Consider the following 12,771-nt stretch of genomic DNA (forward strand, 5'->3'; position numbering starts at 1 on the left):
TCAAATCGGGAAAAGCAACGAGCGATTCTATTCGTCTGGCTCGCGTAATTGATCGCGAGCACGTGAATTTAGACCCCCTAATGGATGTTTTCGACTCTTATTTTCCCTAACCGCGCGAACGAGGTCCTTCGACAGGAAGTCGCTAGCCCATTGCATTTCCAGTATGTTTTGGGGCCAGGCCCTTGGCTTCCGTTTTTCGGTAAGGGTTTGTTAACCTTAAAGAGCTTGCCCAATGGCCAGAATCGAGGCTTATTGCAACAGCGGTTGAAAAAGGGTTTTGCCGCGTTGAACCGCTGTTACTGAATTTTGGGTTAGGCATGAAAACCAAAGCTGACGCGCAGGCATCATCACGAGAAACACTCGTAAGCCTTATAGACCGGCATTCGTCGGCTCTTGCTGTTCAGTTACAAGCGCATCATGTGAGCACGTTCCCGCCGACGGCGCAAAAGGGAATACGCCATTTCCAACCGTCAGAAGCTGCGAAACTCGTGGGTGTGAAGGAAGTCTATCTTCGTCAGGTCTCTAACGACATAGACAATCTAGAGGTAAGCACGACACCTGGCGGTCGACGCTCCTATTCCGTCGTTGATATCGACAAGATCCGCCGGCATCTCGACAAGGTCGGCAGAGCAGACCGTAGATATTTGCCTCACCGCCGCGACGACGAAGAACTGCAGGTTATTTCCGTCATGAACTTCAAGGGTGGTTCGGGCAAAACGACCACGTCCGTTCACCTCGCCCAATACCTGGCGTTAAAGGGCTATCGCGTACTCGCTATCGATCTTGATCCGCAGGCAAGTATGTCAGCCTTGTTCGGGCATCAGCCCGAAATCGATGTGCACCCGAACGACACGATGTACGGCGCAATACGGTATGACGACGGGCGTCGGCCGGTGAAAGACATCATCCGGAGAACCTACATTCCGGGACTGGACCTTGTCCCCGGAAACCTCGAACTGATGGAGTTCGAACATGACACCCCTCGCGCGCTGATGACGCGGCAGCCGGGCGATGTGATGTTCTTTCAACGTCTCAGCGGTGCAATCGATGATGTTAGTGATAACTACGATGTCGTCATCATCGATTGCCCTCCTCAGTTGGGCTACCTCACGCTCTCCGCCCTCACCGCGGCGACATCGGTTCTCGTGACGGTCCATCCGCAAATGCTGGATGTCATGTCGATGAATCAGTTTCTCGCAATGGTCGCTGATCTGCTGCGAGAAGTCGCCGCCGCCGGCGGCAATGTTGATTTTGCCTGGCTGCGTTACCTCATCACTCGGTTTGAGCCGTCCGACGGACCTCAAAATCAGATGGTCGGCTATCTTCGTTCTATTTTCGGCGCCCATGTGCTGAATTTCCCGATGCTGAAGTCGACCGCCGTGTCAGATGCGGGGCTTACGAATCAAACTCTTTATGAAGTCGAACGCGGCCAGTTCACACGCAGCACCTATGACCGAGCCATTGAGTCGATGAACAGCGTCAATGACGAGATTGAAACCCTGATCAAGAGAGCTTGGGGACGAGCGACATGAGCAGAAAGAACCTCCTGAACTTAATCCAGGTCGATGCCGACATGCCCGGAAAGGTTGCCACATCCGACAACAAGCTTGTCGGGCAAGTCGCCAGCACAATGCGAGAAGAGAAAGCCCGGCAGGCACGCGCCGACGACATCGAGCGGCGGCTTGGTGAGGGTCAGTCTGTCATCGACTTGGACACCGCTCTCGTCGAGCCCTCTTTCGTTCGTGACCGGATGCCTGGCGATATCGATGGTCTGCTTTCGTCGATTCGCGAGCAGGGTCAGCAGGTGCCAATCCTGGCACGTCCCCATCCTGAGAAACCGGGACATTATCAGGTCGCCTTCGGTCATCGTCGTCTGCGCGCGCTCCAACAACTCGGCTTGCAGGTAAAGGCGGTTATCCGTGCCTTGACGGACGAGGAACTGGTGATCGCCCAAGGGCAAGAAAACAACGAACGCGAGGACCTCACCTACATAGAGAAGGCACGGTTCGCTCAGCGACTGAAGGAGCGTTTTGCCCGCGAAGTGATCACATCGGCGATGTCTGTCGACAAGGCCGAGTTGTCGCGAATGCTTTCCGTAGTTGAAGCTATTCCCGCCGATCTGATCGATGCTATCGGACCTGCCCCCGGCGTTGGACGGCGAAGCTGGCAAGAGTTGGCGGATTTGATCCATAAGGACGAAAACAAGAATCGTCTGGAACTGGCGCGATCGGACGAGTTGCAGAGCATGACTTCGCAGGATCGCTTTAAGGCGCTTCTTAGCGCCTTAAAGCCCCGCCGTGTTGTTCGTGGTTTGCCTGAAGTTCTCTCGACGTCGTCCGGTCAGCGACTGGGCCACGTCAAACAGAGCAAGTCAAAAATCGAAATTACACTCGACAGGAAGGAAGCGGGGGAGTTCGCGGCCTTCCTGCTCAATGACGCGGTTGCTCTTTTCGAAGAACGCCGTGCGAAGTCCACTGGAAAAGAGGAAGCATAACCGCAAAAGAAAAGAGCCCCCAAAACGTCGCCGTCTCGGAAGCCCCTATCTGTCTAAGCATCAGTAGAATCGCATTTCCGGGATTCATCGTCAAGAGTCTAGGCGCCGTTTCGGCGAACGAATTTCTTTTGCCTGTTAGAAGGTGAAGAACGATGCGTACGGAAAGTGTGACGACGCCTTTTGGGCGGCGGCCGGCAACGCTTGCCCTTGTCAGGCGGCAACAGGCGGCCGGCGAAATACCGACAAGCAAATCTGCTGACAAGTGGAGGGTCTTCCGCGATGCGTCTGCAGCGATGGAACTGCTGGGGCTGCAGTCGAATAGCCTGTCTGTCCTCGACGCGCTGTTGAGCTTCTTCCCCGAAAAAGAACTGCGAGGGGATGCGCAGTTGGTGGTTTTCCCGTCGAACATGCAACTGTCACTGCGAGCGCACAGCATGCCTGGATCGACCTTACGGCGCCATTTGGGTGCGCTGGTTGATGCCGGTCTGATCATCCGCAAGGATAGCGCCAACGGCAAACGCTTTGCGCGCAAGGGTGCTGACGGGGATGTTGAAAGCGCGTTTGGCTTCGATCTCTCTCCTTTGCTCGCCCGTGCGGAAGAACTCGCGCTTCTGGCGCAGCAGGTGATCGCGACGCGTGCAGAGTTCAGGAAAGCCAAAGAGAAGCTCACAATTTGCCGACGAGACACCCGCAAGCTCCTAACGGCTGCCATCGAGGAGGGCGCTGATGGTGATTGGCAGGCGATCGAGGAGGTCTACGTCGGACTGATCGGCAACCTCCCGAGGACGCCAACACTCGTTGAGGTGAGGAAAGTACTTGAAAGCATGGAAATGCTGAAGGAAGAAATCCTCAATCGCTTGGAAACAAACGGAAAAGCAGAAAATAATAGCACCAATGATGCTCAAAATGAGCGCCACATACAGAATTCAAACTCCAACTCCACTACTGTATTTGAACCTCGCTCTGAAAAAGAGCAGGGCGAAAAGTTGAGCAAGCCAGCAAAGCCGAGCGAGCCGCTAAAGGTCTTCCCCCTCTCCGTTGTGCTGAGGGCTTGCCCGCAAATCTCCGATTATGGCCCGGGCGGAGCCATCGGGAACTGGCGCGATCTCATGTCTGCGGCCGTGGTGATCCGCTCGATGCTCGGCGTGAGCCCCTCGGCCTATCAGGAGGCCTGTGAAATCATGGGACCCGAAAATGCAGCGGTGGCAATGGCCTGCATCTTCGAACGGTCGAATGTGATCAATTCTGCCGGCGGCTATCTGCGCGACCTTACACGACGCACCGAGCAGTCGGAATTCTCGCTCGGTCCGATGATCATGGCGCTTTTGAAGTCGAACGCTGGCGGGCAACTGAAAGCCGGATAAGGCGACGCGTCTTCCCTGAGGCTTGTTTTAGCTGTGGAGCCTCAACAGGTTATCCGCGGTTAGGCCGAGACGGCTGATTGGGGTTTTGGACTTTAGGCTGCTGTGAGGGCGATGCCAATTGTAGCGGTGGGGCCAGATTGGCAGTTCTGCAGCGCGGCGCTCCGAGGTTGGATAGGCGACAGCGTAGGCCCATTCGCGCAGCGCCGTCTGGATGAAGCGCTCCGCCTTTCCAATGGTCCTGGGCGTGTAGGGCTTTGTTCTGACATGCCTGAGGCCGAGCTTGCGGCAAGCCTTTCCAAACGCTTTCGATCGGTAGCATGAGCCGTTGTCGGTCATAACGCGGGTGACGGTGACGCCGAGGCTGGCATAGTAGGCGATTGCGGCGCCGAGGAAGGCGACGTGGGCCAGCCGGCGCCACGCGACTTGCCCTTTTATGGATCGCCCGTGCTGCGGTGTCCGACGCGGTCGGCGCGATATCCTTCAGGCGCGACAGCCCGGCACTCCTGAGCACCCGGCTGACGGTGGCCGGCGAGACGCCGACCTCGAGCGCGATGTGCTGGCCGGTCCAGCGCTGACGGCCCAAAGCAACCACACGCGCGGCAACCACCGGATCGGTCATGCCTGCGCGCCCATGGGCCTTGAAGCGCTCGACCCAGCGCGCCACGATCTTCGCCGATACACCAAAGAGCCGTGCTGCCTGGACTTGGGAAAGACGACCCGCAATCACCGACAACGCCATCTCCTCTCGACGCAAAGGCGTCAGACGGGCATTCTTATGGATGTTCATTCAGACCCTCCGATGGATACTGAAGCTTGGTAACTCCAGTCTCCCCGGTCCAGTCCGAATGGACAACCTCCTGAGAGCTTACACTTAGCAAACATCCAATCTGTGAGTGGCACTCAGTTTGCTCATAATTTGGGGGTCCATCCCGGCTAAGACCGTCTTCCGACGTACACTATCGACGTGACCCAGGATCCTGTTTGCGCTGGGGTCTGATTAAAAATCTGAGAGATCCTGTTTCACCAAGATCTCAAGGCGGTCATCGCCTCTTTTGGTAGCGCTCTGCGATTGAATGCCGACATCGATTCTCGCGTCGCATCAACGGCGCAATTGCCAGGGAAATCACCAACGCCTGTGTTGGTGATTTCCCTGTTCGACACTGTCGTTAAAATTCGACGGGAGGGGTTTAGGAGGGGTTTTGATTTCTGCCTTATGTGCGTGACGTGGTTTAAAGGAAGAGGATCAAAATCATGCCAGGCCCAACGCTCGCATTTGGCAAGCATTCGAGTGGCGAGTTTTTGCATATCTCCCGGGCTGCGAATGGCAACAATTGCCACTGTACCTGCCCCGAATGTGACTTGCCCCTTATTGCTCGCACGAATCACATGACACCGCATTTTGCGCACCGGACAGCAGTGGGAAGCGGCACCAAAGGATGCGGAACAACCGGCCAGATGACTGCCTTGCACACGTTCGCCAGGGACTTGTTTCTCCGTGGCGGCCGCGTCCAGCTTCCAGCCATATCGCAGGACGGACACCGGGTGGTCGGTCCCATGGAGGTCGAATTGACGGATGTCAGAACCGAGCAGCGATTTGATGGATACCAGCCTGACGTCATCTTCTCCGCCTCGGGCAAACCTCTTCTTATGGAGATTGCCGTTACGCATACGGTTCCAGCTGCGAAGGCAGGTTTGATCCGGCGTCAGAGAATCGAGGCTTTCGAGATCGACCTTGAGCTGGATTGCGTCCCTGGCAATTTTTCCGCTGAAGCCGTTGAAAATCACGTCCGGCTCCAAGCCCCTCGACATTGGATCTACAACGAAAGGCTCGAAAATCGACTTCACTCTCTCTACCACCTTGATGCTGTGCGGGCGCGCGGCCAGCTGACATTGGAGAAATCCAAGGCGCTGGCTGAGCTCTACGATCGGTTGGCCAAAGTCCGGAAAGTGCCTGCCCCTTCCCTTGCCGCGAAAAAAGCATCCGTCTGGCAGTGGCTGATCGACACACACCCATCATTCGAGGGATATTTTCGAACGTCAGCAGATGATTGGCGCGCCTTCGTTCTTCTGGAATGTCTGAATGGTCTCGGCCTTCCGTTGAGCCGCATTGTCACGAGGCTCAAAGGTGCCGAACATCTTCACGCCGAACTGGCTGGTGTTGACTGTTCATCGTCAGAATCGGCTGAAGCGGGGCTTCCGGCGTTCGGGGTGGAGGCGTGCGTGTTCACCTTCTTGTCTATCCTTGAAAAGCGCGGAGCTGTCGTGTGTCTACCCGGCGGAATTTGGCGCCTGCTCGTGGAACTTCCCAGCCAGCAAGCGCTCCCGTTCGGACCCGTCCCTGCCCGCCCGACCAGAAGCGAATACGTAGCGAAGCGCCGCGAGAAGTTGGAAGCAAGTCTTCAGCGGATCGCGGCAAAGCTTTGTCCGGCAGACAGGGACGAGTTTGAAAGCGGCATGGAGGCGTGGTGGACGCGCGCCCTGGAGGGTCGCTCAACTCCCCTCGATATTATCGCCACCGGAAATTACCGGTGGGAGCGGTTGAACCAGCAACTTGCCACTATTGAGGAGGCGCTCAATTCGGACACGCCCGATCTTTCCGAATCACTCGGTCTTCCGATGAGCGAAGCAATGGCAGCTCACGCGGCGCGGGCCGAGATCGTCGAAAGGGGGAAGGGCCTCCTTCGAGGTGAAAAGCTTCGTGCGAGAGCTTTACAGAAATTTGACACGGAGATCGCGGCGATATGGCTTGGGACGAGAGCATCCAGAAAAGGGCTTTCGCCGCTCGAGTTTGCGATGGCATCGGACAGCGGCCTGCGGATTTCTCTTGAGGAGCTGGAGCAGCGGCTTGTGAACAAGAATCGTATCCCTGTGATCCAGGAAGAGCTTCGAATTTGGGTGGAGAAGAAATTTGGCATTAAGGGGCTCAGGTTCATCCAAAGAGGAAATGACGGTCTTCCCGACCGACGAACGCCCCTGCAATGTTGTTATGACGAAGTCAGCTTGGCCAAGATGCAGGAGCTGACCACACTTTGGGTCTAGTTGAGTGGGGGAATTGTCCTGGAAATGCTGCGCCGTTTCGCGCTGCCCCTCAGTCAGGGCGCATTGAGAGCACGCGCCTGCCCATGAGACCAGGTCGTGGCGGATATCATAAGTTCGGGGAGGCGGAAGATATGTTGACCGCGGTCATCAGCAATAACTAATTGATATCAATTGTTTTTTTGTGCCGATGTTTTCGCTCTGTGCCTTCGGTCTCTTTTTCTTTTGATCGGATAGTTCAAATCAGACCCCTGGTACAGCGGACGCAGTCCGTAGCTACAACGTCATACAAAGCCGATCTGGCGCGAACTCCGATGGCAGGCTTGCCTGGTAAAGATTGTCGTTGACCGCGGTCAACAATCATAACTTACGGGTTTGTATAGGTTTTTCGGCGCGGGTCACAATGGAGGACCGATTGCGTCGGCACAGCTGGCTAGAACCATCGAGCTAGGCGCTTTGATCAACCAGGCCTCGCCAGTTGAACGCCCTCCCCGCTCATACGCCGCCTTGATGCCGCTTTGTGCCCGCAACGCGCGGCACTTAGAAATTGGAGCTCTTATCAGCGGCCCTGCTCCGGCTCGATCTTCTTGGCCGGCGGTGACTGCGTCTTGTGCGCTGTGTTGTTACACTAAACCGGACGCCGGCATCTCGAACCTGAAGGGTCCCGCCAGCAGCTTCTCGTCGGGTCTGTTCCAACTTTTGCCGCTGTCGGGGCCCGACGGCACGCGTGGTAGAAACAATGGTCCCCTGCTCCATGCCAGAAGTTGCTTAAGCGACGCGGAGTTCAAAGGTCACTCAAGTGGCGGCGGTGACATAGTATCGGGCATTGCCCGATGGGCTGGCAGACCCATGTCAAGGCCATCCGGCATTCGTTGGTATCAGAAGCATCTGATTGGAGAACCTCGGGAGTTCGGTCATACTCGGAGAGCGCAATTCCAACTGCAGATCCAATGCGCGATGGCCTGCCAGATCGGACGCCTTCGGGTGGGCGTGGAACGCCAGGTGCAATATCTTTCCAGAGAGGGTTCGGCGTTCCTCATTGACGCGCCAATTCAAGCGGTGCTGAGAGATCGCGTCTTACCATCCAATCTCGCAATCGGTCGATCCGTTACCGCCCGTCTCGAAATCAATGACACGAACGCACAAAACTCTGATGGCTCAATCCTTGCTGACCGCTCGTCTGTCTTCTGTTCACAAGTCCAGATCGAGGAGCGATTGGTCCACCTCCCCAGAACGTGCGCCAGTCAGCGATGCGAGAGAAACTTCGAGATGCCGGGAAGGTCTCCTGAATGGGTGGACAGTCGCAAGAAGCGTCGAGTAATTCGTCTACCGTCAAGATGGGGAGGGCGACCGTGCGACTGCGAGTTGCCTGCGTGAAGTCCGAATATTTGATATTTACGATGACAGTCTTGCCGCTAATGTGGTTTGCCTCGCAATGGCTCCAAACCTTTTCCGGCGAGGGCCCTCAGTTCAGCCGACGCAAGACCGAGGTCGTCTATGTCCTCGATGAACGTATTTTCGGCACCAACAGATTTCCGAATCCTATCGGGGCGAACTTGCCGTTGGTCGATGCCCCGGGCAATGCCGTTTAAGTTCGGCCCCGACTTCCCGAATCAATTCCTTGGCTCTTCATGCGTTCTCCCGTCGCCGGACGAACACCATTGAACTTCTTGTCAGGGAGGCCCTCGATTAAACCGGGCCCCTGTTTTGGGGCACTGACAGCCTGGCCATTTGGCTCATTCAAGTCGCTTGAGGAGTTTGTTGTAGGAATTGCCGGCTGATGCATTCAAACCAGTCATCGCGTTGATCTTGGCCCGGATCTCCAATGCGATGTCGGCAGCACTGTTCATCCCCTTCAAGTTTTCAGTGACATCGAGATAGGTCTCGTCGAGAGAGAGCGGTTCGATCAGAGGCATGTATTCGGCAAAGATCTTGTGGAATTGCCTGGAGACGGATTTGTAGACATCAAAACGTGGGGGCACAAAAATCAGGTCGGGGCATTTTCGCTTGGGAGTTATCGAGGCCATCACAGAATGAATACCGAATTTACGTGCTTCGTTGCTGGTCGTGGCAACCACGCCCCGTGCGGCGGAACCGCCAACGGGGAGCGGCCGCCCGCACCGCAACGGATGATCGCGCTGCTCAACGGACGCATAGAAGGCTACCATATCCACATAGATGATTTTGCGGATCGGCGAGGCGGTCCTCGTGCGCTTGGGCGTGCTCTCATGGATGAGCGAAACAAAAAGAGAGCATAGCGGCGGCTGCGAGAATATCCAAGCGTCATGCCGATCTCTGTTTCCGCGGGTGGCGCCGTTGGATGCCGAGTGACGAGGTAAGATTAGCTTCGGTCGATCTCATCACCGATCACAGCTCATTTGCCCAATGGAGGGTAGGGGAGGGGGCGCCCCTCTCGTTTCACTATGCAGGACATCGTTTGGATTTTGAACCGCACCCAAACATTGGGAGTTTTCCGGTTCAGATCAATCTGGCCGAAAGCGCATCGGGCACCTGACGCGCGCCGATCCCATCGGGCCGGTCGCGCAGTCTTGAATGGCTAAAAACACGGGAGCGCGCGCCTTCCCAGTAAACGCCCGCCCGCCGTGCGGTCTTGCGATCACCTATGGATAGCTGGTACAGCAGCGATAGACATCGAGGCATCATCCTGTGAAGAAAATCAACCGCAGCTTCACCGTCGAGTACAAGAACGCACGGCGTAGGTCGGAGCGCAAACCGGATTCGATATGGGGAGACCTCGATTTGAAGTCAGTGGCTCGGCAGGCAAACGAAGCGGCATTTTCCTCAGCCCGTGAGCATAGTGACGCCTCCCGGGTGGACGAGCCTATCGGGCAGGACAGATCGATAGAGCCGATGTTGACACCGGCGCTGCCGCAGCAGAACAATGCATCGGCGATAGAGGAGATCCATATGCCCGACGAAATAGAAACCGCGACGGAAACCAATACGCAGGAGCCCGTCGTGACGATTGCTGCGCCGGTCAAACAGCGCAAGCCGCGAACAAAGAAGGCGGACGCAGATCAGTCGCAAAGGGCGGCCGTATCGGGCCGCACCGATGCGACAGAGGGCTGGGGCAAGCGCGGTCGCAAAGCCGGAACGATCGTGGCTGCAAGAACTCCAAGGAGCAAGCTTATCAAGAGCGAGAGCAATACCTCTGTTGCTTCACCGACCGCCCCGGTGGACGCGATCGACGACATGGCGGAGCTCCTGCGGCTCGAAGACGAAAACCGCAGCCTGCGCAGGCAGCTTTCCGAAAAGCTGAGGGCCGAAAATGCGGATCTGCGAAAGCGGCTCAATCTCGCTTGACGGGCGAAGGCATCCTCTGCCAGCCGTGACGGTCATCTCGGCGAGGTCACGGCGACCGCCCGGTTCGCGCTCGCTTTGTGTATGCGGGTAGAACACGAGGTTAATGACAATGGCATCCTTATGGAATTTCGTCGCCCGTTTTACGTCAAGACGGCGCCAAGAGCCGCAACAGCGCCTGCAGGCTCCCGACGATGAGCAACAGGACGACGCAAGTCTGCTCGGTGCCAATGCGGTCTCTGACGACGGGGCGGCCGTGAGTGATCTGCCGCAAGCTGGGCTGATCGCGGGGGAGGCGGCGAAAGCGGTCGCCGCAGTCGACCTCGCGGTGGGACCCTGGGCGGCACAGGCTACGGATTTTGCTGCTCCTTCCGTGTCGTTTCACGACGATGTTGTCGCTGCAGAGCGAAGGCGAGGCAAGAACAAGACCGATGAATCAGTCGCCCGACGCCAGCTTGCGAACGCTGTCACCGTAATCCCTCTGGCGATCACCCTCGATGACGAGATAAAGCTCTTGCGTAGCGAGCTTATCGGCAAACTTCGGCTGCAGAACTCTCAACTCAAAACCATGCTGGAGCGTTTCAAATGCTAACTCGCGCCCTGCGGTCATGCGGGGCCAACCGGTGACCGTACGGTCGCGTCACCTCAGATAACGATCCGGGCGCTCGGCGCTTTTCCCATGATTGCGAGGTGAGATCACCAAACCAGGTGCGCGGACAATGCTCCCCAGACTGCGTGCTGGGTTGGAGGACACAAGCCCGTTCAACTGCATTGCGCGTACGGTGATGGCGTGCAGGAGGATGGGCACCGACGCGACGATCATCCGGTAGATTCAGAAATTGGAGACGGAAGTAAAAAACGGAGTCGGAGGTACCGATATGCGTTCAGCGCCTCAAGAGTGAAGGTACCGTTGAAATGTCGCAGCGGACAGAATCTAGAATATTGAAAGGGAAAATCGAACAGGTAGCGACGTATGCCAATAGCAAAAGATCGGTGTCTGTTTGGACGCGTTCATTCATGCTTTTTCACATCATTTGGGGCCAATGCTTTCAACAACTTCGTAACTTTGGATAAATGCACTTCCCGTCGTTCAGCAGGGCAAGAATACTTTTCTGGCTGATAGGAACCGTTAGCACCTTTTCCACTATCATGACCGGCCACTCGATTTCCGGATCGGCTGTTATATCGTCACGCATCTCTAGCACGGCGCACTGAGCCTCCTCACGACTATCGAAGAAAATATCTGGTATGCCTGTTGGCTTCCAACGCTCCTCGGCTGGAGTACCCGCATTTGAGTACGTGTAGAAAGTAAAGACAGTGTCCTGTGCCAACGGTTTCTCCTAAAGCAACCGCGGCGGTACGCCCCCGCCGTCCGATGCTCATTGACCCCCGGTGATCGGCGGATTCGAAACCGCATACCACGGCCCCATGGCCTTTAGTCCCGGAGAACCTATTGCATACGCCACAGGTCCCCCGACCGCAAAGGTCAAGGAGTCTGATGCCTTACGGGTGGCACCAACCGGGTATGAGGGGTTTCGACGCCCCGAAGCGGCGCGTACCGCTTCGTAGCGGAAGATATGCGATCCCGTTGAATTTGTCCTGATATTTTTCCGCTCGTGCGCGCTCATCGCGACACTCTTTGAGCATCAGGTACACTAGGGTCTGTGGGGATTTAGGATTCCCAAATTGCCAGAGATGTGATTCACACTCTTGATGGAACGTTTTGTGCTGACGGACGCCCAATGGGCGAAGATAGAACCCCACTGTTTGGGCAAGCCGACCGATCCGGGACGAAGCGGGCGAAACAACCGGCTATTTCTGGAAGCGGTATTGTGGGTTGCGCGGACGGGTAGTCCATGGCGCGACCTGCCTGCCGTTTTCGGCAACTGGAGCACCGCGTTCCGCCGGTTCCGCGATTGGCGTGAGGCCGACGTTTTCAAGGGGATTTTTGATTCCCTGTCGGATGAGCCAGACATGGAATACGCCATGGTCGATGCCACCATCGTCAAGGTTCACCGGCACGGCCAGGGCGCAAAAGGGGGACTCAGAGCCAGGCCATCGGCCGCTCTAAAGGCGGCATGACGACCAAGATTCTGGCAATGACCGATGCCTTGGGCAATCTCGTTCGCTTCGTCCTTTTGCCGGGAAACCGCTACGACACCATCGGCGTTGCGCCGCTGATCAACGGCATCGAGTTCGAAGCCTTGCTCGGGGATAAAGCCTTTGACGCTAACTGGATCGTCGAAGAACTCAACCAGCGCGGTGCCAAGGTCGTCATCTCGCAACGGCCAAAACGCCTCAGCCCGCTGACTATCGACGAAGAGATGTACAAGTGGCGGCATCTCATCGAGAACTTCTTCTGTAAACTCAAAGACTTCAAACGCATCGCCATGCGCGCATGCAAAACAGACCAGAGCTTTGAGGCCATGATCTACCTCGTTGCTGCAGTCATTAACTCACGATGAATCCCCACAGACCCTAGAGCGCATCCATTTTACTCGGGGTCATATCCGCATGATTTGAAGTAGTTTGCGCATTCTTGCTGCTCGAACAGTG

Annotated in this window: 7 protein-coding genes and 3 pseudogenes; 7 read left to right on the forward strand and 3 right to left on the reverse strand. The window is 56.5% G+C overall.

All coding sequences use genetic code 11. The features are described from left to right. Positions 1-317 precede the first annotated feature (317 nt). The 3 genes from repA to repC all read left to right on the forward strand — a co-directional run bounded on the left by repA (position 318) and on the right by repC (position 3,858). On the forward strand, positions 318-1,532 hold the full coding sequence (gene repA, locus AKG12_RS26410) for a plasmid partitioning protein RepA (protein WP_046802261.1): 1,215 nt from the start codon (positions 318-320) through the stop codon (positions 1,530-1,532). Continuing rightward, positions 1,529-2,494, forward strand: a complete 966-nt coding sequence (gene repB / locus AKG12_RS26415) for a plasmid partitioning protein RepB (protein ID WP_046802260.1) — start codon at positions 1,529-1,531, stop codon at positions 2,492-2,494. The genes repA and repB overlap by 4 nt, the downstream gene beginning before the upstream one ends. A gap of 152 nt (positions 2,495-2,646) precedes the next feature. Continuing rightward, a complete protein-coding gene (gene repC / locus AKG12_RS26420; protein WP_046802259.1) occupies positions 2,647-3,858 on the forward strand; it encodes a plasmid replication protein RepC in 1,212 nt (403 codons plus the stop codon). A 27-nt stretch (positions 3,859-3,885) separates the two neighbouring features. On the opposite strand, the pseudogene AKG12_RS29805 reads toward repC, so the two are convergent. Then, positions 3,886-4,645: pseudogene (locus AKG12_RS29805) on the reverse strand (integrase core domain-containing protein). 767 nt (positions 4,646-5,412) lie between these two features. Here AKG12_RS29805 and AKG12_RS26425 point away from each other — a divergent pair. After that, positions 5,413-6,897 carry a hypothetical protein gene (locus AKG12_RS26425; RefSeq protein ID WP_137088037.1) on the forward strand — a complete coding sequence of 495 codons (1,485 nt, stop codon included), beginning with the start codon at positions 5,413-5,415 and terminating at the stop codon, positions 6,895-6,897. A 1,188-nt stretch (positions 6,898-8,085) separates the two neighbouring features. On the opposite strand, the pseudogene dinB reads toward AKG12_RS26425, so the two are convergent. After that, a pseudogene (dinB, locus tag AKG12_RS26430) lies at positions 8,086-9,062 on the reverse strand (DNA polymerase IV). A gap of 592 nt (positions 9,063-9,654) precedes the next feature. Between dinB and AKG12_RS26435 the strand changes: the two are divergent. After that, positions 9,655-10,218 (forward strand): MreC domain-containing protein, encoded by a 564-nt coding sequence (locus tag AKG12_RS26435; RefSeq protein ID WP_137330493.1) that lies wholly within the window; start codon positions 9,655-9,657, stop codon positions 10,216-10,218. 109 nt (positions 10,219-10,327) lie between these two features. Then, complete coding sequence (locus AKG12_RS31140) at positions 10,328-10,807, forward strand: hypothetical protein (protein ID WP_245423627.1); 480 nt, start codon at positions 10,328-10,330, stop codon at positions 10,805-10,807. Between the two features lie 457 nt (positions 10,808-11,264). Here AKG12_RS31140 and AKG12_RS26445 read toward each other — a convergent pair whose 3' ends face one another. After that, on the reverse strand, positions 11,265-11,546 hold the full coding sequence (locus AKG12_RS26445; protein ID WP_245423628.1) for a hypothetical protein: 282 nt from the start codon (positions 11,544-11,546) through the stop codon (positions 11,265-11,267). Between the two features lie 382 nt (positions 11,547-11,928). Between AKG12_RS26445 and AKG12_RS29810 the strand changes: the two are divergent. After that, positions 11,929-12,680 (forward strand): annotated as a pseudogene (locus AKG12_RS29810) (IS5 family transposase). Positions 12,681-12,771: the final 91 nt, after the last annotated feature.

This window comes from Agrobacterium sp. SUL3 (assembly GCF_001263295.1).
GTDB lineage: Bacteria > Pseudomonadota > Alphaproteobacteria > Rhizobiales > Rhizobiaceae > Agrobacterium > Agrobacterium tomkonis.